Source organism: Kordia sp. E (genome assembly GCF_056033805.1).
Map to the genome: position 1 here is coordinate 418024 of NZ_JBRASR010000006.1, position 23032 is coordinate 441055.

Annotated in this window: 26 protein-coding genes; 18 read left to right on the top strand and 8 right to left on the bottom strand. The window is 31.3% G+C overall.

The annotated features are described in order from the left end of the window. Nucleotides 1-182: 182 nt before the first annotated feature. A complete protein-coding gene (locus tag ACUUYC_RS23795; protein WP_474270038.1) occupies nt 183-1490 on the bottom strand; it encodes a phosphatidylserine decarboxylase in 1308 nt (435 codons plus the stop codon). Nucleotides 1491-1775: 285 nt separating this feature from the next. Between ACUUYC_RS23795 and ACUUYC_RS23800 the strand changes: the two genes are divergently transcribed. The 5 genes from ACUUYC_RS23800 to ACUUYC_RS23820 all read left to right on the top strand — a co-directional run bounded on the left by ACUUYC_RS23800 (nt 1776) and on the right by ACUUYC_RS23820 (nt 5911). Next, on the top strand, nt 1776-3833 hold the full coding sequence (locus ACUUYC_RS23800) for an ATP-binding protein (protein WP_474270039.1): 2058 nt from the start codon (nt 1776-1778) through the stop codon (nt 3831-3833). A 35-nt stretch (nt 3834-3868) separates the two neighbouring features. Further along, entirely contained in the window at nt 3869-4384 is a 516-nt protein-coding gene (locus ACUUYC_RS23805; protein ID WP_474270041.1) for a GNAT family N-acetyltransferase, read from the top strand. Nucleotides 4385-4459: 75 nt separating this feature from the next. Further along, a complete protein-coding gene (locus ACUUYC_RS23810; protein WP_474270043.1) occupies nt 4460-4846 on the top strand; it encodes a hypothetical protein in 387 nt (128 codons plus the stop codon). Between the two features lie 139 nt (nt 4847-4985). Next, nucleotides 4986-5651, top strand: coding sequence for a LysM peptidoglycan-binding domain-containing protein (locus ACUUYC_RS23815; RefSeq protein ID WP_474270045.1), 666 nt, complete (start codon nt 4986-4988; stop codon nt 5649-5651). Nucleotides 5652-5671: 20 nt separating this feature from the next. After that, nucleotides 5672-5911: a hypothetical protein gene (locus tag ACUUYC_RS23820; protein ID WP_474270047.1), complete on the top strand. Its 240-nt coding sequence runs from the start codon at nt 5672-5674 to the stop codon at nt 5909-5911. Between the two features lie 271 nt (nt 5912-6182). On the opposite strand, the gene ACUUYC_RS23825 is transcribed toward ACUUYC_RS23820, so the two are convergent. Together ACUUYC_RS23825 and ACUUYC_RS23830 are read right to left on the bottom strand one after the other, a co-directional pair. Continuing rightward, nucleotides 6183-6380, bottom strand: a complete 198-nt coding sequence (locus ACUUYC_RS23825; protein WP_474270049.1) for a hypothetical protein — start codon at nt 6378-6380, stop codon at nt 6183-6185. 367 nt (nt 6381-6747) lie between these two features. After that, nucleotides 6748-8901: a TonB-dependent receptor gene (locus tag ACUUYC_RS23830; RefSeq protein ID WP_474270050.1), complete on the bottom strand. Its 2154-nt coding sequence runs from the start codon at nt 8899-8901 to the stop codon at nt 6748-6750. Nucleotides 8902-9068: 167 nt separating this feature from the next. On the opposite strand from ACUUYC_RS23830, the gene ACUUYC_RS23835 reads away from it, so the two are divergent. From ACUUYC_RS23835 to ACUUYC_RS23850, 4 genes are read left to right on the top strand one after another with little or no spacing between them, the layout of a single operon-like run. Then, on the top strand, nt 9069-9344 hold the full coding sequence (locus ACUUYC_RS23835) for a DUF6576 domain-containing protein (protein ID WP_474270052.1): 276 nt from the start codon (nt 9069-9071) through the stop codon (nt 9342-9344). Continuing rightward, on the top strand, nt 9344-9889 hold the full coding sequence (locus tag ACUUYC_RS23840) for a metal-dependent hydrolase (protein ID WP_474270054.1): 546 nt from the start codon (nt 9344-9346) through the stop codon (nt 9887-9889). The genes ACUUYC_RS23835 and ACUUYC_RS23840 overlap by 1 nt, the downstream gene beginning before the upstream one ends. Continuing rightward, nucleotides 9879-10550 carry a lysoplasmalogenase gene (locus ACUUYC_RS23845; RefSeq protein WP_474270056.1) on the top strand — a complete coding sequence of 224 codons (672 nt, stop codon included), beginning with the start codon at nt 9879-9881 and terminating at the stop codon, nt 10548-10550. The genes ACUUYC_RS23840 and ACUUYC_RS23845 overlap by 11 nt, the downstream gene beginning before the upstream one ends. 52 nt (nt 10551-10602) lie before the next feature. Beyond that, nucleotides 10603-11307, top strand: coding sequence for a lysoplasmalogenase (locus tag ACUUYC_RS23850; RefSeq protein WP_474270058.1), 705 nt, complete (start codon nt 10603-10605; stop codon nt 11305-11307). Here the strand turns inward: ACUUYC_RS23850 and ACUUYC_RS23855 are convergent. Then, nucleotides 11299-12591, bottom strand: a complete 1293-nt coding sequence (locus ACUUYC_RS23855; protein WP_474270059.1) for an NAD(P)/FAD-dependent oxidoreductase — start codon at nt 12589-12591, stop codon at nt 11299-11301. The genes ACUUYC_RS23850 and ACUUYC_RS23855 overlap by 9 nt on opposite strands. Nucleotides 12592-12699: 108 nt before the next feature. Between ACUUYC_RS23855 and ACUUYC_RS23860 the strand changes: the two genes are divergently transcribed. The 3 genes from ACUUYC_RS23860 to ACUUYC_RS23870 are packed head-to-tail and all read left to right on the top strand — an operon-like array spanning nt 12700 to nt 14119. After that, the gene (locus ACUUYC_RS23860; RefSeq protein WP_474270061.1) at nt 12700-13194 is read left to right on the top strand and encodes an RNA polymerase sigma factor; all 495 of its coding nucleotides are present in this window, start codon (nt 12700-12702) and stop codon (nt 13192-13194) included. A gap of 3 nt (nt 13195-13197) precedes the next feature. Then, nucleotides 13198-13824: a hypothetical protein gene (locus ACUUYC_RS23865; protein ID WP_474270062.1), complete on the top strand. Its 627-nt coding sequence runs from the start codon at nt 13198-13200 to the stop codon at nt 13822-13824. A gap of 28 nt (nt 13825-13852) precedes the next feature. After that, a complete protein-coding gene (locus ACUUYC_RS23870) occupies nt 13853-14119 on the top strand; it encodes a hypothetical protein (protein ID WP_474270064.1) in 267 nt (88 codons plus the stop codon). A 75-nt stretch (nt 14120-14194) separates the two neighbouring features. Here the strand turns inward: ACUUYC_RS23870 and ACUUYC_RS23875 are convergent, their stop codons facing one another. Further along, entirely contained in the window at nt 14195-14998 is an 804-nt protein-coding gene (locus tag ACUUYC_RS23875; RefSeq protein WP_474270066.1) for a lysophospholipid acyltransferase family protein, read from the bottom strand. A gap of 38 nt (nt 14999-15036) precedes the next feature. Continuing rightward, nucleotides 15037-15684: an NUDIX hydrolase gene (locus ACUUYC_RS23880; RefSeq protein WP_474270068.1), complete on the bottom strand. Its 648-nt coding sequence runs from the start codon at nt 15682-15684 to the stop codon at nt 15037-15039. Nucleotides 15685-15686: 2 nt separating this feature from the next. Between ACUUYC_RS23880 and ACUUYC_RS23885 the strand changes: the two genes are divergently transcribed. Then, the gene (locus tag ACUUYC_RS23885) at nt 15687-16397 is read left to right on the top strand and encodes a peptidylprolyl isomerase (protein WP_474270070.1); all 711 of its coding nucleotides are present in this window, start codon (nt 15687-15689) and stop codon (nt 16395-16397) included. A gap of 112 nt (nt 16398-16509) precedes the next feature. Further along, nucleotides 16510-17727 (top strand): outer membrane beta-barrel protein, encoded by a 1218-nt coding sequence (locus tag ACUUYC_RS23890; protein WP_474270072.1) that lies wholly within the window; start codon nt 16510-16512, stop codon nt 17725-17727. Nucleotides 17728-17781: 54 nt separating this feature from the next. On the opposite strand, the gene ACUUYC_RS23895 is transcribed toward ACUUYC_RS23890, so the two are convergent. Both ACUUYC_RS23895 and ACUUYC_RS23900 read right to left on the bottom strand, forming a co-directional pair. Further along, nucleotides 17782-18387, bottom strand: coding sequence for a trimeric intracellular cation channel family protein (locus tag ACUUYC_RS23895; RefSeq protein ID WP_474270074.1), 606 nt, complete (start codon nt 18385-18387; stop codon nt 17782-17784). Further along, on the bottom strand, nt 18387-19127 hold the full coding sequence (locus ACUUYC_RS23900) for an RDD family protein (protein ID WP_474270076.1): 741 nt from the start codon (nt 19125-19127) through the stop codon (nt 18387-18389). Before ACUUYC_RS23900 ends, ACUUYC_RS23895 begins: the two co-directional genes overlap by 1 nt. 24 nt (nt 19128-19151) lie before the next feature. Between ACUUYC_RS23900 and ACUUYC_RS23905 the strand changes: the two genes are divergently transcribed. From ACUUYC_RS23905 to ACUUYC_RS23920, 4 genes are read left to right on the top strand one after another with little or no spacing between them, the layout of a single operon-like run. After that, nucleotides 19152-20129: a stage II sporulation protein M gene (locus tag ACUUYC_RS23905; RefSeq protein ID WP_474270077.1), complete on the top strand. Its 978-nt coding sequence runs from the start codon at nt 19152-19154 to the stop codon at nt 20127-20129. Beyond that, nucleotides 20113-21063, top strand: coding sequence for a hypothetical protein (locus ACUUYC_RS23910; RefSeq protein ID WP_474270079.1), 951 nt, complete (start codon nt 20113-20115; stop codon nt 21061-21063). Before ACUUYC_RS23905 ends, ACUUYC_RS23910 begins: the two co-directional genes overlap by 17 nt. A 5-nt stretch (nt 21064-21068) precedes the next feature. Then, nucleotides 21069-21806 carry a DUF4129 domain-containing protein gene (locus ACUUYC_RS23915; RefSeq protein ID WP_474270081.1) on the top strand — a complete coding sequence of 246 codons (738 nt, stop codon included), beginning with the start codon at nt 21069-21071 and terminating at the stop codon, nt 21804-21806. Further along, nucleotides 21803-23005 carry a DUF4350 domain-containing protein gene (locus ACUUYC_RS23920; RefSeq protein WP_474270082.1) on the top strand — a complete coding sequence of 401 codons (1203 nt, stop codon included), beginning with the start codon at nt 21803-21805 and terminating at the stop codon, nt 23003-23005. Before ACUUYC_RS23915 ends, ACUUYC_RS23920 begins: the two co-directional genes overlap by 4 nt. The last annotated feature ends 27 nt before the right edge of the window (nt 23006-23032 follow it).

Here is a 23032-nt window from a genome sequence, read left to right on the forward strand (position 1 = left end):
ATGAAGAATTTTCTCCAGTAGACCAAACTTGATTCGATTTCTCGTCATCATTAAAATCAGTATAATGAGGTTCTGAATCACGTTCAAAATGACATCTTTTAAAATTTTCAGAACAATTTTATATAAAAACGCCATAACTACAGTAGTTATGGCGTTTTGCTTTCTATTATATATGTTTTTTTCTATTTTAGATAAATAGCCGTTTGTCCAAATTGGAAGTGAATTGGCACATGTCCTGGATCTCTTTTATACATGTATAAATCTTTTGGTGGCTTTTCAAATAACATAATGATATCTGAACCTCCAAACCTAAATTTACCAAATTCTTTTCCTTTGACAACTTCCTGTCCTACTTTAATTAACTGTTCTGGTCTAACTCCTGCTGGTGGTTTTTTTTCAGTATACATCATTACTCCTGAAACTTGCGCCATTCCAATTGGAAGAATCGCAACTTTTCCTACTTCTTCTCCTGCATCTACAATAACTAATCCACGTGCTTGGTTAAATTCGTATCCATCTCCAGCTCCATCAGGTGCATCCCATTGATCACCATCCATTTCTACATTTAAATATACTTTCCCTTGAATATCTTTTATTTCTAATACTGTCCCACTTACAGGTGTATGAAAACGGTGATAATCATATGGTCCTAAGAAATAATGCACAAATGTTCCTCCGTAAAAATCACTTGCGTATTCACTATTATCTAATAATTCTTTTACAGTACCAATAGTATGTGTATGTTTTAAACGATCTGTTGTTTTTTTCCCATCTGGACCTATTACATTTCCTTCTGCATCAATTGGATAGTCTTCTTTAAATGTACAATCTGCTGGTGCAACAATCGTTGTATTGTCACTTGGCGCAGCAATTGGACGTAATGGTGAAATTCCTGTACTTGGATCAGCATTATTAAATTCTCTATAAAAGAATTCATTAAATGTAGTCCAAGTTGAAGCATTATCAGCATATAATGGATAATTATACATTGCGTTATGCTTAAACGAATACAGACTATCTTTAGTAAGTGAATCTGTTGTATCTAAGAAACTTCCCCAAGCAACAGCAAATTCTACCAGCCAATCTGCAAATTTTGGAAAACTTTGCATAGAAAGGTTTGTATCTGGCACTTTTTGATCAACTAACCAGTAAAACTGACATAATAAATCGTATACTTTTTGATTGTAACCATTTGATGTATCTGTACTTTTCCAAGCGTTTGGATAATTTGGATCGCTGCTTTCATCTGGAACCAAGCATACATATATATCTAAATAATCATAATATTGTTCTATAGTAACTGGCCAGGCATTTCCGTAAAACTCGTCATTCAATGCAGCATATAAATCTGCATTCAATGTTATTTCTGCTGAAATATTAGCAGCGTTTAAAGAAACGAGTAACGCTGCTTCCATTGCTGGATCTGCGGCAAGTAACTTTTTTAGCTTTTGTACAATTTCACTGTGGCTATGAATCGTTGTATTTTTCATGGTAAAAGTTTTATTTTGATTTATACCAAATGTATGATGAAAACAACGGATATAGTAGCGTATTAATATCCTAATTTTAAAAGCACGTAGAATTGCGTGCTCGGATTTTAGAACTTCTTAACAATAACTCTATCAGATTAAAAACCAATTGAATTTCTCATCAGTAAAAAAATATTAGAACTACAGAATATACGTACTGATACTAGCTATATAAGTGCCGCTACTTATTTCAAAAACTGCACTATTAAGATAATTTAGCTATCATCATATTACACCTCTTTTTCTATGAAAATTCTACGACTTCAGGCCTATTTCAAAAAAATTAAAACACGTTACATTAGTATATTTGCGTATGTTCTTTTAGTGAGTAATACGGTAAGCGCTCAGAATTTAGAATTAACACAATCTGTAGCACAACTTAAAACTAAAGTAGAAAAAACACAAGGCAGTGAAAAATTAAAATGGATGGACAGTCTCTCAAAAGTCATGCGTTCAGGTAAAATAAAGGAATATGAAGTTTTTGCAAAGCAGACTATTCAATATGCATTGGAACAAGATTCAATACGACTGGCTTTAATTCATTCTTCTGAATTATTAGATCATCTTTCCGTAACGTTAGGACAAATTAAGCATGCCAAAAAAATGTTTCATGAGTTAATTCCTAAATTTCCTAAAAACAAGCACTATTCGGCATTAGGGAATTTTTATTCGGAAGGAGCTGCGACCTATTTAATGTCTGGTCACTTCGAAGAAAGTTTGACTTACTTGAAACAAGTTCAAGAATTTGCACTTAAAGCTAAAGATACGAGTCTTTTAGTGAATAATAAAGAAGATATTGGACATTCACTTTCAATGATAGGTGATTTTAAAGAGGCATCTACTGTATTACTAGAAGCTATTGAATTATATTCAACATTTAACCCCAAAAAAACTGGCCATATTAAAAGAGGTCTTGCTATTTTATATTCTCAAAATGGATTACAAGAAGAAGCAAAAAGAATACGTGAGGAAGTCGTTGATTTCGCAAAGGATATTCAAAACAATTCGTTAGTTTATACAATATTTTACGATCAAGCTTTTGATGAAATGCTACATGGAAGCCACAAAGAACGGCTTCGATATTTAGATTCGGCAACAGTGTATAATAAACATTTAACAGATGAATATTATCTACTAGAATTGTCAATAGCTAAGTTAGGAGCATATTCCGAAAATGGTTTTATCCAAAAAGCCAAGCAAATCAAACTACAATTAGAAAAGCGTTTAAAAGATACAAAAACACCTAATCTTCCTGAGTATAATTTAGCTATGGCACAGTATGAATATGCCATTGGCAATTATGCCCAAGCTGCTATTTGGGGAGAAAGAGAAAATGAAGCACTAACAGGTTCAAATTTTTATGAAGGTATTTATTTGGTCAATGAGTTCTTATCCAAAGTATACAATCGTTTGGGAAATCAAAAAAGAGCTTATCACTATTTAAAAATATCTAATAACATAAAAGATTCCATAGAAAGCGTTCAAAAAGCCAATGGTTTCTCTTATTATTTAACCTTACTTGAAACTGAGAAAAAAGAAGCAAAAATCGTTATACAGGAATCTGAGATTCAATTATTAGATGCTCAAAACAAGACAAAATCTCAACTTATTCTATTTGGAGGAATAAGCTTAGTAGCAATATCTATCATTACATTTTTAGCGTATTCAAGGCAATTTAATAGTAAGAAAAGAAAATTACAAACGGAGTTCTCTCAAAACCTAATTAAAGAAAGAGAAGATCAATACTCTCATATTTCTAGAGAACTTCATGATAGTGTTGGACAAAAATTGATGCTACTTGTTAAAAAGATTCAAAAAATTAAAGAAGAAGACTTAAATACATTGGCAAAAGAATCATTACATGAAATACGTTCTATTTCTCATGGACTTCATCCTGCAACACTTAGACAAACGGGAATTTCGACAGCTATTACTTCAATGGTTCATCAATTAGATAAGAATACCGACATTTTTTTCACGTTTAATATCGATAATATAGATGGCATTTTAAGTCCTGAACATGAACTACATTTGTATCGCATCATACAGGAATCACTTAATAATATAGTAAAACACTCTGATGCTAAAGCTTCTAATGTTATGGTAGAGAAAAAAGATAATATAATAAACGCCATTGTTAGTGATAATGGAAAAGGTTTTGATTTTTCTGAAAAGATAAAAAAAGGCACCTTAGGTATGAAAACACTTTTAGAAAGAGCCAAAATCATTGATTCTAAACTAAATGTTAGTAGTATGAATCCAAAAGGTACAAAAATAGAGCTAACTGTTCCTTTAAAATACTAGATGTTTACTATTTTAGTACACTTAAAAAAATAGTAATGATTACCGTTCGTAGTGCAAATTTTAATGATATAGAAACGATAACCAAACTTGGCACAACAACTTTTTTAGAAACATATTTGGTCAATACTCCAAAGGAAGCTGTAGAGAATTTTATAGAAAAAGCATTTGATAAAGATACGTTAGCCGAAGAGTTGCAGCATACAGAAATTTTTTATCACCTTATTTATCTTGAAAATACACTTGTTGGTTATTCTAAAATTGTATTAAATTCTGAAAATGAACATATACATCAAAAACCAATTACAAAACTAGATCGATTCTACGTTTTAAAAGAATTTCACGGTAAAGGTTTGGGAAAATTACTATTCAATTTCTTTGTCAATTTTACCAAAAAACAAGCGCAACAAGGAATGTGGTTGTATGTATTGATTGAGAACGAACGTGCGGTTAATTTCTACACGAAAAATAATTTCAAAATTGCAGGTTATCATGATTTTGTCGTTTCTGATACATGCACCAATCCTAATCATGTGATGTTTTTGGAGTATTAAATTTGTCCACCATAATTTACGGTACTCTTATACAAACCTAATAGAATAAACAGTATAAACTAAACCAAGTATACTATGAAATCAATTCCACTTTGGAATCCTGTACCTATAAAAGATATTATTGGCATCTATACTATTGAAGGTGTAAATCAAGATGCTGAAAGAACAACGTATACAGGTATTTTAAAATTATCTTTCAATGAAAACGATAAAATAATAGCACATTGGTCAATTAACAATGATTCGCAAACAATGAAAGGTGTTGGGTTTTATAAAGATAATATTCTAGTTATTAACTTCAATTATAAAGGAGATGATTCTAATATTTACAAAGGCGTTGCTGTGTATAGCGTTATAAATACTAATGTTTTAAATGGTTTTTGGTCAGAAAAACACGGAGATCAAAAGTATTTAGGGGAAGAACAATGTTTTAGAGTAAACACTATTGACAATACTAATTAACGTTTATCCTTTTTTGATTCTAAATAGTTTTAAAATACATTTTTCTTACAATTAAAACTATCACATTGTATATCTATAATCTTTATCTTATTTTTATCATTACAACCGCCATATTATAAAAACTACCAAAACCTAAACCATGAATCAATTCTCAAAACTACTAGTAGTTCTTCTATTTCAAGTATCATTTTGCAACCTTTATAGTCAAGAAGTAAACAATTCATATACCGTTCAACATGGTGATTGGTTGAGCAAAATTTCTCAAAAAGCCTACGGAAATCCACATTTGTATTATAAAATTATTGAAAGTACCAACGAGAAACATTTAGCTGATAAAAGCTTTCAAAAAATTACGGATGTTCGAAAGATTCGTATTGGACAAAAATTATGGATTCCTAAGTACGCCTCCTCAGGTAGTTCAACAAAAAAAAGTGATGTATTGGTTGCTGTACCAATAACTGATTGCGATATACGAATTTGGTATAATTACCAAGTTGTTGCAATTTCTAAGTTGAATACATATTGGATTGAACAAAATATCGATTTAAAAACAAGAGCTTCTAAAGCTTATAAATTGAGACATAATGCACGTGTAAATGCACGCTTTATGATGGCTGACAAGCAAGCTGTAAGAAGTCTTCAAGCTAGAGATCTTCAAAAATATGGTAACCCAGATGGTCCAACTTTTGAGCAACTTATGGCAAAATGTAGCAAAAAGGGTTTATCTACAGATCAATGCTATCAAGATATTATAAAATCTTCAAGTAGAGTGAGTACTGTGTATAACGATGAGTGTAAAGACTAACCTTTAAGTAACTAAAATTTATGCACAATACTTCAAAACTAATAGTACATTCTTTCGAAGAACTTGAAAACCATCTACGAAACTGTATCCATTGGAACTCAACAGATGTAATAGATCAATACGATACTGTTGGAATTACACTTTTAGTCAATGCCTTATTAGATAATTTAGAAAAAAATACACATGAATCAAACTATCAAGATTTAAAAAGCATCCTCAGTAAAAAGAATCTTGATTTTCTAACGAAACTTATACAATAGTATGATCTCATATAATTTTCAACAAAAAGAGACTATCTAAAAAAGTGATTCTTTGTCAAACCGAATTTGATTCAGTTTCTCATCATAACTGAAAATCAATTTAATGAGATTCTGAATCAAGTTCAGAATGACGTTTTTATAAACTTTTAGATAGTCTCTTTACTATTTTATCTTAGTTATATGAATTAAAAACTCTGAATTACAACGTATCTATTTACATTTTACTATAAAAAAAAGACAACAAACTTAAGTTCGCTGTCCTTTTTTTTGTTTACCATCCAAGACCTGGAGTTGGTGTCCAACAATGATCATCACCCAAAGTATCAACACAATCACCTTTTGTAAAATTAGCAACTGGTGTTGCTGGAGTTACCGAAGTACCAGAATGACCACCATTAACAGTTTTACGATTCAAATTAGAAATAGAAGTCTTGTTAAGGTCTAATGATTTGAAATTTCTTTTTTTCATAATTAAAAAATTAAATGATTTATATAGTATAGTTAAGATATTAAAAAAAAGTAACCCAAAGTAAATGTTAAATAACTAATAATCAAGTTAACACAAGTCTGAAATTCATCCAGACAGGCAAAGAATAAATTATTAAATGCGTTTTGTTTTTAGGTTCTTAGGGTCTCTTTATTCTAAGCTGTCATTCCGCATTTATTGCGGAATCCACTCGGTACTGAAATGGTGGATTCTTGCCTTTGCAGGAATGACAAAAAATAATAAAAGAGAAGATTCAGAATCATGAAATCATAATTCTGAATTTAAAACCATCGAGTTCTGCAAGATGTCAAAATCTCAATACTAACATCTCACCACTCAATACTAGATACTACAACGTATCCAACTGATTGCTTTTTTTATCATCACTAATCGTCCAAAAGAAACCAACAAAGAAAAACTGATCAGCAGCAGGACGTTGTGTCATACGTTGAAAATTCCCGTTTACATCTGCTTGGTTTGCATATTCATATCCAAATACATTTCGAACTCCTAATGCATTTGAAACTGAGAAATACAATATTTTTTGTGGTGATAATAAGTATGCCCAATTCACACTTAAACTATGATAATCTTTGGTCGTTTCGCCTAAAAAATCAACGGTGTTTGGATTTGTATATGGACGTCCAGATGAATAGTTATAACTAAATCCAACCTGACTTTTCAATTTTTCAATCCAATGTTTTGTCACCAATGAAAAGTTGTGCTTTGTAGCAAAATTTGGCATTGCTTCTGTTGGATAGTTTTCAAACTTACGCGATGTATCTAAGTACGAATATGAAATCCAGTAATCTACATTTTTAATACTTTTATTATCTCTCCAAAATATATCTAATCCTGTAGCATGACCAAATCCATCATTTCCAAAATTGGCGTTCGGTTCTGGAAAATCGCCAGAAAACGTAACTAAATCATTGTATTCTTTGTGATACGCTTCCGCACGAAACGTTCTTCCTTCATGCACATATTGATAGTTTAAAATATAATGTGTTGCATTTTCTGGTTTGAATGCTGTATTAAATTTCAAATAATTATTGTTCGGATTTTGGTAAAATTGACCAAATGCAAACGATACTTGATCTTTCTCAGATGTTTTATACGCCACTGATAATCGTGGTGAAATTGTTGTTTCTTTCAGCATATCTGCATGATCTAAACGTACACCAGCTTTCATGGCAAAGTTTTTAGAGAAAAATATGTCCGTTTCAGCGAAAGCGCCAATTAAATTATTCTTGAAACCATAATCTATCCTAGCAATATTTGAGTTTTGAAAATTTTCATCAAAATCGGTCGTAAAATATTCTGCACCAAAACTCAACTTGATTCTATTATTGAAGTTCTTTCTAAGTTTTGTTTTAAAGTGAAACGAATTTTCTAAACTATTGATTTTGTCATCAATGATTCTGATTTTAGAATTGTCTCGAGTATAACTCAATCCAGAAGCTATAGACCATTTTTCGCCAAATGTTCCTTTGTACGAACCATTCATATATAGGTTTTTATTATCTAGCTTAAAGCGAACTAATTCATCAAAATTGATACTTTCTTGATCAAGTTCAAAATTTGTAATATCAAACGCTGTATAAAATTTAAAGGTTCCGTTTTCAAAATGATGACGAAATACACTTTCTCCTTGTCCGCCTTGAAATGGTTTTTTCCACTCATTACGATCAGGAAACAATTCTAAATATGGCGCTAAATTGATATATGAAGCACTTACACTTACTGAACCTTTCTCCCACTTTTCCGTGTGTCCTAACGCACCACCAACGGTCATTATAGAAATATCCGTTTTCTCTTGATCTGGTTCATTAATCGTATTAAGTTCTAACACTCCTGATAATGCTTGTCCAAATTCGGCAGAATATCCACCTGTAGAAAACGTAATTCCTTTAAATAGAAATGGTGAATATCGTCCACGTGCAGGAATATTATTCGTTGTATTAGTATATGGCGTAAATACGCGAATTCCATCAATGAAAATTTGTGTTTCTTCTGCACGTCCACCACGTACAAATAATCGTCCGTCTTCTGCAACTGTACTTGTTCCTGGTAAAGTTTGCAAAGCACCAACAACATCTCCTAATGCACTTGCTGTCGTTACAATATCTAATGGTTTCAACGCTGTTACTTTGGCATTATCACCTGCTTCAAACGAACCTGCACTTAAAATTACAGCATTTAATGCATCTACACTTTCACGTAATTGAATGGTGATGTTTTTCATTTGTGAAACATCTAAAGTAACTTCTTTCGTTTCAAACGATAAAAAAGAAATAACTAAAGTTTGCGTTCCTTTTTCGTCCGTTGTAAATGTAAATGCCCCTTTTTCGTTAGTTGATCCGCCGTCATATGTTCCTTTTAAATATACATTGGCGCCAAAAATTGATTCGTTAGATTGATCCGTTACGATTCCCGAAATCGTATTTTGCCCAAAAACAAGGACTTGGAATAGTAGACAACTGAGTAAAACTAATTTTTTCATGTATTGTATTTTTTGTTATTCTTGATTGATGATGGCACAAATCTCTTACGAAATGAAGGTTTTCAAAAATGGAAAGTTCTCAATTGTCGTAATTCAAGGATGAATTGTAATTTATTTCAATTGCACAAAAAGTAGAATTATTGTAGATTTGAAGTATACAAAATTGCTTGAAGCGTCACATTACTATGAGTTTAATGCCTTATATTTCCATTGCTGTTATTGCCGTATTCTTATACATGATCTTTAGATCAAAAACTGGAAGCAGTACTTTCTCAAGTGCTTCTAAAGATAAATATCAAACTATTGATGATGAGTTCAACGCCAAGAAAAAGGCGAAACAGGCACAAATAGATCGTATTTTAGAAAAGATTAATGCCAAAGGTGTAAAAAGTCTATCCAAGCAAGAAAAAGCGATGTTAGACGAATATTCTAACTCCGACTAATGGCTTCTATCTTTGGGCATGCGTTAGCCGCTTATACTATTGGAAAAGTATCTAACCTAAAGTTAAACCCTGTAAAATTTTCATTACTACTTATATTTTGTGCTGTTATTCCTGATGCAGATGTAATCATGTTTAATTTTGGTTATTCATATGGACATCCATTAGGTCATCGTGGGTTTTCGCATGGTATTTTGTTTGCGTTTTTATTAGCATTTGTAATCAGAGCTATTTTTTATAGAAAAGTGAAATACTTTTCCAAAACTGGAATTATCTTATATATTGCTTTCTTATTATCAACCTTATCTCATAGCTTTTTAGATGCAATGACCAACGGCGGCAAAGGTGTTGGTTTTTTTATTCCGTTTGAAAATAGTCGTTACTTTTTCCCTTGGCGACCAATTTTAGTTTCGCCTTTAGGTGCTAGCAATTTTTTTAGTGAATGGGGATTACGAGTCCTTCAAAATGAATTTTTTTATATTGGCATTCCATGTATAATTTTAATTGTTTTAACTTTCTTATTAAAGAAACTTCTATATGAAAACTAAACTTTTTACTGTCATTTTTATAATTATTGTAACGTTAGAACTCATCTTTGGAAGTTTTGAGGCGTATGAATCGTGGCATTATTTTACAAAACCAGCCATCGTTATTACTTTGATGTTGTTTTTTATATTTAATGCTGATCATTTAGCTTTTCCTATAAAATTAACGACCATATTAGCGTTACTTTTTTCTTTATGGGGCGATGTGTTATTGATGTTTGTATCTAACGATGAAGGTTTTTTTATCGGAGGATTGATTTCTTTCTTATTAGCTCACGTTATGTATATTTTGGTGTTTCTTCGGGATAGAAATGATAAGAAAAGTATTTTACCGTTTGCAGTATTGCTTTTAGTGTATGCAGCTGGACTGTATTATCTCATTAAAGACGGTTTAGGAGATTTATTGATTCCAGTGTTGGTGTATATGACAGTTATTTTAACAATGGCTTTAACCGCTTTTAAAAGAAAAGGAATGGTACTTCAGTATGGTTATGTATCCGTATTTATTGGAGCAATATTTTTTATGATTTCTGATAGTCTACTAGCTATCAATAAGTTCTATACTGCACTTCCCTATTCAAATATTAGTATCATGTCAACCTATGCTATAGCCCAATTTTTAATTGTTTTGGGAATTCTTAAAAGTTACAAAAATAAGGTGTAATCCTTTTTTTACTATATTGCGTTAACTTTTAGTCAGTTTCCCCCTATAGTATATGAAGTTTTTCAAAGCGTTTATTATCTTATTTTTACTAAATCTTTCTTTAGACATTTATTTTAATAATGCTAAAGAGTTTTATGAGTTAAGACTTTTCACAAAACCTTTAATTATTATCATATTGAGCATTTTTTTCTATCTGAATAGTAAAAAAATGGAGTTAAAAAGCAGGTTAATTATTTTTTCTGCCTTAGCTTTTTTATGTTTGGGGGATATTATTCTGTTGGAAGACACACCTTTTTACTCTTTCATTATTGGACTTGTATTTTTTTTAATCGCGATATTTTTCTATTCCTTGTATTTTTACAAACAAACGCGCTACGATATTGACAGGTTGATTCCGTATTTGGCAGTTTCACTACTTATATCGCTTTCACTGATTTATCTAATGTATGATGGATTAAATAATTTACTAGTTCCTGTAATTATTTACATGGCGATGGTCTTAAATTTATTAAAACTTGCATATTTACGGTATAAGAACGTGAATATAAAAAGTTACCGTTTGGTATTTATAGGAACTTCATTTTTTACCATTGCACAAATTCTAATTGGACTGAACAGATTTCATCAAACCTTGCAGTATAAAGACATTTATATTATGTTTTTATACGGAATTTCTCAATTGTTTATAATCCTCGGAATTTTAGCAATGAACTGTCCTAGTAAAGATTCTAAAGAAGAAGACACTTTTTTAATCTAATGAGGATTGTTTTTGCTTTTTATACGGTCTAATGATTAAACGAGCTTCTCTATCAAAACGAATGTAATTATACACCCAATTTATAAAGACAATCATTCTATTTCTAAATCCAATTAGAAAAAATAAGTGTACAAACATCCACACAAACCAAGCAAAAATTCCTTGAAACTTGAAGTTTGGCAAATCTACAACTGCTTTATTTCTTCCAACTGTTGCCATAGAACCTTTGTCATTGTAAACAAAAGGTTTCATTTCTTTCCCTTTCATTTGTCGCACTAAGTTTTTACCTAGTTTTTTTCCTTGTTGAATGGCAGGTTGCGCCATCATTGGATGTCCTTCCGGATATAATTCAGTTTGCATTGCCGCAATATCTCCTAATGCATATACATTTTTAAACCCTTTGACTAGATTAAATTCATTGACAACCATTCGATTTCCACGGACAATAAAATCTTCTCCATCTAATCCGGCTATTGTAGCACCTTTTACACCAGCTGACCAAATTAATGTTGCTGTTTTGAAATTAATATCAGTATTCGTATTTGCCCAGTCGCCATCATAATTGGTAACACGTAGATCTTTCCAGACTTCTACGCCCAAATCTTGCAGGTAATCTTCGGCTTTAGCGGAAGCTTGCTCGCTCATGGCTGGCAATATTCGATCTGAGCCTTGTACCAAGTTAATTTTCATCTGACGAATGTCTAAATCAGGATAATCTTTCGGAAGAATTCCCTTTTTTATTTCTGCCAAAGCACCAGCTAATTCTACTCCTGTTGGTCCAGCTCCTACAATGACAAAATTCATCAATGCATTGCGTTCTTCTAAATCAGATATTAGTAACGCTTCTTCAAAATTTTCAAGTATTAGACTACGAAGATTTAACGATTGTGGAATCGTTTTCATAACCATACTATACTTTTCAATGTTAGAATTTCCAAAGAAATTTGTTTTGGAACCTGTTGCAATGACTAAGTGATCATAATTAATATCTCCAATATCCGTACACACACATTGTTTTTCTGCATCAACTGAAGCTACATTTGCCAAGCGAAAGTAAAAGTTAGGATAGTTTTTTACAATTTTACGAATTGGATACGCAATAGAATCTGGTTCCAATCCACCTGTAGAAACCTGATAAAGAAGCGGTTGAAAGGTATGATAATTATGTCTATCTAATAATACAACTTGTACTTCTTGTTTTCCTAGTTCTTTAGCGAGTGAAATGCCAGCAAATCCACAACCAATAATCACTACTCTTGGAAAACTCGTTCTTGGTATGTTCATAAAAATGTCCCTTTTAACGGTACAAAAATACAGCTTTTAAAAACTTTTTTAAAAAATATGTAACATATTTGTATAACGGAATACATATAATCAAATAACCATCAAGAATTGAGCAAAGAACTCGAACATAATTTTGTAACCCAATTAGAACGTAACCAGAATATCGTTCATAAAGTGTGTAGAATTTACACTTCTAATAAAGATCAACATAACGATCTTTTTCAGGAGATTACTATACAATTATGGAAGGCATTTCCAAAATTTAGAGGTGATTCTAAATTCAGTACGTGGATGTACAGAGTAGCATTAAACACTGCTATTACATTGTACCGAAAATCCAAACGTTCTATAAAGACGCAAGATTATGAAAGTGTGATTTTTAAAATAAAATCACAAGATTACGATGACACTGAAGAAGAACAGTTAAAAATTATGTATAAAGCGATTAAGCAATTATCAGATATTGAAAAAGCTTTGATCTTTTTATACTTGGAAGATAAAAATTATAAAGAAATAGCCGAAACAATTGGTATTACTGAAGTAAATGCACGAGTGAAGATGAACAGAATTAAGACCAAATTGAAGAAGATTTTAAATCCATAACCCATGGAAGAATTAGACCTATTAAAAAAAGATTGGAAAAAGCAAGAGGAGAATCAGCCTAAGCTATCCTACAACGATATTGACAAAATGACCCATAAGAAATCATCCTCTTTGGTGAAATGGATTTTTTATGTCAGTTTATTTGAACTCGGATTTGGTATTGCCATTGTGGTACTTGCCTTATTTATACAACCCGATTTATTGAGTGATTCCACAATGCCAGTTTGGCTAAATTGGTTCTGCTACGCTTCTTCTGCGGTTGTATTTTACTTTATTTATAAATTCTTTATGAATTATAAAAAGATTTCTACTACAAACTCTATTAAAGATTTAATGCAGAATATTATTTCTACACGTAAAACTGTAAAACATTATATTGTGTATAGTTTAAGTGTGATTGCATTTACTATTTGCGTTGCTTTTCCTATTGGTTTTATTGAAGGAACTGGTGGAATGGAAAAGTTTTCAGCAGAAGCTAATATTACTAAATACCTAATATTAGCAGTTGTCACCATTTTAATAGCGTGTGTTATTGTAGCATTATTCTACGGAATATATTATTTACTTTACGGTCTTTTAACCAAGAAACTGAAACGTAATTACAAAGAATTAAAACAATTAAAATCATAAAACCGTTTACCATCAAAATTGAATAATTATGAAAAAAATAGCTTTTTTAATAGTGTGTCTTATCTTTTCAGTATCAGTAAGTGCACATCAACAAAACGTAACTTTTAACAAAGAAGTAGCTTCAAAGGCATTTGTCCTAGAAAGTACACAAATGAATGCAGCAATGTATACTGGTGGAAATGGTGGAGTTATTCAATTAATTTATAACCTATTTTATAAATTAGGAAATGTAGTTTCTACAACATTAGACGGTGATGAAACACCAAACGAAGAAGAGCCAACAACTGATAATTAAGATTCAGTTATATTCATAAAAAAAGGACTCAATACATTATTGAGCCCTTTTTTCTGTTTATATGTTTTTGTGAATCTAATATTCCCACTTACGTTTTTTATTGAGTTCTTCCATTGCTTCCAATTCTGCTTGTGGAATTACTTTTAAAAATGATGGATGTTGCTCTATTGCGAATTCTAACTTTTCAATAATATCTTTTACACTTTCGTTTTCATAATCAAATTCTAAAGGCTCTTTTATTTCCATAGATTGAAGAATTCCTTTCTTTTTAATACGAAGTCCTTTACGGTCAAACGATCTTCTAAACCCATCAATTACAATTGGTACTACAATTGGCTTGTACCTTTTTATAATATGTGCGGTTCCTTTTCTAATTGGTTTCCAAGGTCGTGTTGTTCCTTGCGGAAATGTAATAACCCAACCATCAGCTAGTGCAGTTCCAATACTAGAAATATCACTCATCTTCACTTGACGGTTTACATCTTCTCCATTAGCTCTCCATGTACGTTCAATACTTATTGATCCAGCATATGCGAGTATTTTTGGCAACAAACCTGATTTCATCGTTTCTTTTGCAGCTACATAATACAAGTTCAATTTCGGATTCCATAAATATCCTACGTTTTTGATAGAATCTCCTCTACCACTTAAACTCGCATTAAAAACGTGAAACATTGCCACTACATCTGCAAAATACGTTTGGTGATTGGAAACGAATAATACATTTTTATCTGGCAAATTTTTCAATATTTCAGAACCCTCAATCTTCAATTCATTAAAACCACGATACCGTCTATGTGTCAACGTTCCTGCAATTCTAATCAACCATTTTTTAAGAAAAAGTATATGTCCAAAAGGATTTCTTTTGAATAATCCCATGTATTTTAATTTTTAGGCGAATTACAAACTTACAAAAACTAATTTGAAATGGCTTCCAGAATGATATCTTTAACTTCACTCAACATCATAGCTGTCGCACCCCAAACCACATAATCATTTAAGTAAAACGCTGGCACATTGATAGCTACCGCATAAGAAGTTGTCATTTTTTTTTCAATAATTGATGTATCTGTGAGCAAACTGTGAAGCGAGACTTCTAAGATAGATTCCACTTCAGACGGTTGTGGAATAAATGTAGGTGTAGTATATGATACACCAATATACGGTTGTACCATAAAATTACTCGGCGGAATATATGTTGATGTGATCTTTCGAATTACTTCAATAGCATCTTGCTGTACACCAACTTCTTCTTCCGTTTCACGTAAAGCTGTCACTTGTAAGTTTGCATCTTCAGGCTCTGCTTTTCCTCCAGGAAATCCAACTTGATTTGAGTGCACTCCTTCATACGCTTTTCGAAGAATTAGTACAATCTTCGTTTCGTTTTCTGTATTTGGGTAAAACAGTGCCATTACTGCTGATTTTCGAGCAGTTTTCATACGCTCTTCCATACTTGCTAAAGCTTCCTGTCGCATAGAAGGTGCCATTTTTAACTGTGAAGAAATGCCTGGAAGCGGTATTTTTGCTATTTTTGGTAGGATTTTTTTAAAGTCATCAAAATTCATCTATGAAAAAGATTTGCTTTTTATTGATTATTGCCTGCGTATTTCTAAGCTGTGAAGATACTAAAACTTCCACACCTACTTCTGGCGAAAGCCAAAAAACTGACACGACAAAAACTCCAAAGAAAGAAAAGGAAAAAGAGAAAGAAAAGGAAGAAAAACATGTTTTCATTTCTACGGAAAATGTGCTCGATTATATGATTGCCTACGGAAAAGAAAATAAGGAACAACGCGTTCGGATTGTAACCAACTTTGGTAATATTGACATTAAACTTTACAATGAAACTCCATATCATAGAGCTAATTTTATTATGCTTGCCAAGCGAAATTATTTTGCAGGAACTCAATTTCATAGAGTTGTAAAAGATTTTGTCATTCAAGGTGGAAATTCTGATGGTTGGAATATTGCAAAAAAACGTCGAAAGATTGGTAAGTATTTGCTTCCGCCAGATACAAAAAAAGGATTTAGACATGATCGTGGTGTAATTTCAATGCCAAGTGGAGAAATTGACAATGCATATAAAATGGCGTCTCCATTTGAATTTTTTATTGTTCAGAAAAAAGGTGGAACACATCATTTAAATAAAGAATATACCGCTTTTGGGAAAGTAATTGCCGGAATGGACGTTGTGGACGAAATTGCCAATCAAGAAACTGATAAAGGTGAATGGCCAAAGAAGAACATTATGATCAAAAAAGTTGAAGTTTTAGACTAAAAACATACTATATACTACGCTTATTAAAAATAAGTAACGCTTATACAATAGTATAGGATATTCTTACATAGTTTTATTAGATTTGTGGCAAAATTTAAAGATCTAAAAACACATGAAAAAAAATTATTTAGCATTATTTTTCCTTTTGTTAATTACCTCTGGACTTTCTGCACAAATAAAATTCGAAAAAGGGTATTTCATTTCTAACAGCGGGCAAAAAACAGACTGTTACATCAAAAACGTTGACTGGGTTAATAATCCTGTTAGTTTTGAATACAAATTAACACTCGATAGTGAGGCTAAAATTGCCAGATTAGCTACTGTAAAATCTTTTACAATTCCAAATATTTGTAAGTATGAAAAACATACGGTTAATATTGATATGTCTATAAATAATATATCAAAATTATCATATGACAAAAATCCTGAGTGGAGAAAACAAACAGTTTTTTTAAATGTTTTAGTTGAAGGAAAGGCTTCATTATACAGGTACAAAAATGGAGATTTGAGTAAACTTTTTTATAAAAAAGATGATAGTCAAATTAAACAATTAGTAAAGAAAAGTTACTTAACTAGAGATGGTGAATTGGCAGAAAACAATAAGTTTCGCCAACAACTATATACGCAATTAACTTGCGAGTCTATATCAAGAAAAACAATTTCTAGATTACGCTATAATAAAAATAATTTGACTCAATTATTTATAGCATATAATACCTGCAAAAATGATGACTTTATAGCTTTTAAACAGGAAACTAAAGGTAAATGGAGTCTTAGACTTAATCTTGGTATTTCAAACCAAAAAACAATTATAAAAACGGAAGGATTTGGTCAAAGCTTTGATAATGATATTGAGTCTGGAGCAAATTGGAGTCCAAGGCTCGGTGTTGATCTAGAATATGTATTCTCATTTAATAAAAATAAATGGGCAGCATTTATTGAGCCTAATTATCAAGCATATAAAGGTAATGGCTCTTTCGCTACTACTAATTCTACATTTTTTAGAACTTTTGAAGTTGAATATTCTGCAATTCAACTTCCAATTGGACTTCGTCATTACATGTTTCTCAATGATACATCTAAATTATTCCTTAATGCAGCTGTTGTCGTTGATTTTGCTTTAAAAAGAAATGTTACAGGAGATCTTTTTTCAGATTCATCAAATTCTAAAAGTACTGTTGGAGGCGCAATTGGTGTTGGATATAGTTATAAGAATACTTACTTTTTTGAGCTTAGATATAATACGCCTAGAGACATTTATGAGAATAATAATTTAACAAATCTAAAAATTAATCAGCTGAGCTTTTCAGTAGGATATAGAATTCTTTAAAAACATAGATACCATCATACAGAAGCCAAGCAATACGTTGTTTGGCTTTTGTTATTATTTTTGATATACATTTGGAAGTTTCAAACGGAATTTTACCACAACTAAGCGAATAATGATTACCATTAACGCAGTACATATGTAAATAAGATTTTCTTTAAGGTTGAAATATTTCAATACAAAAAATGTAATTCCCCCTAAAATACACGCTGTTGCATAAATTTCTTTTCGGAAAATAACTGGAATTTCATTACACAGAATATCACGAATTACACCTCCAAAACTAGCACTTATTGTTCCCAAAGCAATACAAATAATAGGATGCAAATTTGCAGAAATTCCAATTTCTACACCAATAATGGTAAATACACCCAAGCCAATTGTATCAAACAGAAATAAGGACGTTCGGAGCTTATTTAATTTCTTTCTAAAAATAATAGAAATAATAACTGCCGCAGCAATTGTGTATCCGTAATTTAAATCGTTCATCCAACCGACAGGCGTTTTTCCTATAAGCATATCACGCAATGTTCCGCCACCAACTGCTGTAACAAAAGCAATGATAAAAATACCAAATACATCCATTCGTTTTTGCATCGCAACTAAAACGCCCGAAATAGCAAAAGCAAATGTTCCTATAATATCAAGTGAGTAAAAAAGCATTACATGTTTTGGGTGTAAAAGTTATAATCTCTAATAATTATATTTAAAAACGTCGTCGTATCTGTGGTAGATGTAACTCCAATTACTTCTTCTACTTTTTTCTTTAGTTTTAAAAGTGTATCAGTGTCTTTAGCATCTCGTGCAGTCATGAATGTTTCCTTAATGATACGCATATCATTGTCTGAAAGGTTGATTACCGTTGGATATTGAGGTTTGTAGTTGTCTCCTATTTCTTCTAAGATTGTATGTGAAATTCGAACTTTATTTTTCAAAGAAATTACAGAGGTTCCCGAGGTCATTCCGCCTAAGCGTTGTCCTTTATCAGTAATAATTATTGAAATTAAAGCAATGAAACCACTTAACATATTTAAATCTACAATTCTAAAAAACCAACGAATTATATAATCGATAAATGAAGCTTGATAACCATCAATTTTTACCACTTTAATCTTCATCGCTTTTTTACCTAACGTTTGCCCTTCAAATATTGCTTCTAAGACTAAAGAGTAAAATATAAAAGGAAAAAGTAGCACTACATAGATGGAAGCTATTGACCAAAAATCTAAGTTTCTTAATTTAGGAGAACTGTCAATAATCTCAGATAGTATCCATATTATAATTCCTGCATATGCAAATTTTATCAACAAATCGATAAGATGTGCTACGATACGTTCTCCAACTGACGCTAAAGTGAAGTTGATGTTGACATTTTGAGTAGTATTAATTTGTATCTCTGACATTTTATGTTTTATTTTAGCGTATCTATGAGAGAAGTTGCATTTATCAAGCAAAATAAAGAAAAATGGTTAAACTTTGAACAAACCATTTATAATAATCAATTTAAAAATCCTGATACACTTTCATCACTTTATATACAATTGATGAATGACTTGGCGTATGCGCAAACGTATTACCCTAAGAGTAAAACTATTAGCTATTTAAATCAGCTTGCTTCTGCTGCTTTTCAACGTATTTATAGAACCAAAAGAGAAAAATCGAATCGTTTTATTTCTTTTTGGAAAACTGAAGTGCCTCTTATTGTATATCAATTTAGACGTTATGTACTATATGCATTTTTAATATTTGGTGTTTTTGTCGCTATTGGTGCATTTTCAGCTGCATATGATGATTCCTTTATCCGATTAATTTTGGGTGATGGTTATGTAAACGAAACATTAGATAATATTGAAAAAGGCGATCCTGTTGCTATTTATAAAAACGGAGGAGAACTCGGAATGTTTGTCGGTATTACGCTCAACAATCTTTATGTAGGAATTCAATCGTTTATACTTGGTGTGTTCGGTGGTTTTGGAACAGGTTATGTATTGATGCAAAATGGTATTATGTTGGGTTCTTTTCAATATATGTTTTATGAACAAGGCGTATTATGGCAAAGTGTTCGTGGTATATGGATTCATGGCGCTATGGAAATTTTTGCTATTGTCATAGAAGGTGCAGCAGGTCTGTTACTTGGGGCAAGTATTCTGTTTCCAAAAACATTTTCGCGAATGGCTTCCTTTAAAATGGGGCTAAAAAACGGAATTAAAATTTTAATCAGCACATTTCCGTTTACCTTTGCCGCAGGCTTTTTAGAAGGCTTTGTTACCCGATATTCAAATGTAATGCACAACTGGCTTTCAGTCGGAATTATTTTAATCACACTTGGTATTATCTCTTATTATTATTTGATATACCCTTTTATTGTACACAAAAAACTAAGACTAGATGTTTCAACTATATAAATCGAGAGATTTTGGAGCGTATTTTCAAGATACGTTTGGCTTTTTAAAACAACACGGAAGACATTTCTTTAAAAATTTTTTAATTGTAAATGGTGTTTTCTTGTTGATTTTAGCAACAATGTTTTACTACTTTTTTAAAGTATACCAAGATGTTGTCGTTAACAGTATGATTCTAAATAGAGATCCTAATGCTTTATCAAACTATTTTAATGATAACCTAGGAACAATCATTTTATATGGTTCTATAGGTTTCTTTATTATAATTATTGTAAGTGTATTGAACTATGCATTTGTTCCAATATATTTTAAACTGTACGACAGACATCGTGGTCAAGACTTCGGGTCAAAAGAATTATTTGATGAACTCAAAGCTAATATTGAAAAATTAATTGTTTTCATTTTTTCAAGCATTTTAGTTAGTATCATCGTATTTATTGTTGCAATAATTGTAGGTCTAATATTAACAATTACAATTATCGGAATTCCATTTTTATTATTGTTAGGCGCTGTTATATCGTTATTTTTTCATGCAACACTCATGGAATACATTAATACGGATAAAGGTATTGTTGAATGCTACAGTTATGGTTTTAATATGTGTTTTCAAAAATTCTTTCCTGCAATCGGTGGAATTGCAGTTTTCTTTCTTATCGTATTTGTATTTCAAATGGCAGTTGGAATTGTTCAATTGATCATTACAAGTATTTTAGGAGTTACTACGCTAACAGATCCGAATGCAATGCAAGTTGTTCATGAAACTTGGTCTTTTTCATTCATTGTTCTTTTTCTGTCTCAAATATTTTCACATATAATGAATTTATTGACATCAGCTATTTCTCAAATAAATCAAACAATAATATATTATAGTTTAAAAGAGGAAAAAGAAAACATCTACGCAAAAACTACTATTGACGAAATAGGTACAGGACTATAAACTACATGCCAAAACAACTAAAATACATCTTACTAAATGTTCTCTTGTTAGGAACTTTGATTGCTACTGCAGCTATTGCGCGGCAAACACTTCCTATTCAAGAAGACTCTACAAATGTGCAACCACGTACATTTGAAGATGATTTTAAAGATACTTATGACAGTAGTGATTATGTATATGAAGTAGAACAATCTGATGGTTGGTTTACACGTTTGGTCGATTGGTTAGAACAAAAAATAGAAGAGTTATTTAATTTAAGTTCGCGAAAGAAAGCTTCAGAATACTTAAATACAATGAAACTTATCTTCTACGGAGTCATCATTATACTTGTGGTTTATTTTATTGTAAGAGCTATTATGAATGGTGAAGGCCGTTGGGTTTTTGGAAAAAGATCTGATAAAAAACTAGTACAGTATGAAGATGTAGAAACCAATATTCATATTGTCGATTTTGATGCTTTAATTTCTGAAGCAACAATCAACAACGATTATCGCTTAGCTGTCCGTTATCAATACCTAAACATGCTCAAAAAGATGAGTACGTATGAAGTTATTTCGTATGATCCTGAAAAAACGAATCTTGATTATACCTATGAAATCAAAAATGATACGTTGCGTGAGCAATTTCAATATGCTTCTTATTTATACAATTACATATGGTATGGAGAATTCCTAATTGATAAAATACAGTACAACAAAGCGTCCGATTCATTTAATGTATTACTTAAAAACATTGCGGCATGAGTAAAACATTAAAAATATACATTGGCGTATTGGTTGCTATTATAATTATAGCAATGTCTGTTGAGTCGTCAAAACCTATTACGATCGATTGGACAGAAACCTATAACGAACGCCATACAAAACCATATGGTTTAAAAATATTACACAAAGAACTCCTCAATTTATTTGATAACATTTCTGTTAAAAACATTCGTAATACACCGTACGAATATTTTAATGACAAGTACGATTGGGATACTTATAAATATACTATTGAAGGTTCGTACATAAGCATTCGCCCACGTTTTTACACAGATGAATCATCTTTAATTGAACTATTCGACTTTGCTTCCGAAGGAAATACCATTTTCATGTCTACACATGAAATCCCTAGATATATTCAGGATTCACTCGGATTTAAAACAAATTATGACTATCAATTAGCATCAAAAGCAGAATTAGGCTTTTTTAATGAAAATTTAGACAATAATGCTATCACTTTTGAAAAAGGAATTAAAAATATTCACTTTACAGAAATCGATACGTTAACGACAATTCCTCTTGGCTACCAAAAATTTAGTCAAGATTCTATTTATACAAATTTTGTCAAAATTCCTGTTGGTGAAGGCGCCTTTTTATTGCATACACAACCTGTTGCATTTACAAACTTTCATTTACTAAAAGATGATCATTTCAAATATGCAGAAGGTGTTTTAGGATATATTCCAACGAAAGATATCTATTTTGATTCGGTCAATAAAGTAGGAATGGACGAAAGTGATTCACCATTACGATTCATCTTATCACAACCACCATTACGTTGGGCTTGGTTACTTTCGTTACTCACATTAGTTGTATTTATACTATTTAATGTAAAACGAAAACAACGTATTGTAAAAATTATAAATCCATTAGAAAATACAACACTCGATTTCACCAAAACCATCGGAAATCTATTTTATGAAACACGAGATCATCGGAATGTTGTTCAAAAAAAGATCACGTATTTCTTAGAACATTTACGAAACGATTATTTAATGGATACACAAGTACTTGATGAACCATTTGTAAAACGTTTGGCGTTAAAATCAGGAAAAGATCAAGATGAAATTAAAGATTTAATATCACTAATAATCATACTAAAAAAGAAAGTGCATTTCCAAGAACAAGACGTACTAAGCATTACAAAAGCTGTGGAACGTTTTAACGAAAAGAAATAACTTAGCTATTAATATATACTAAAATCA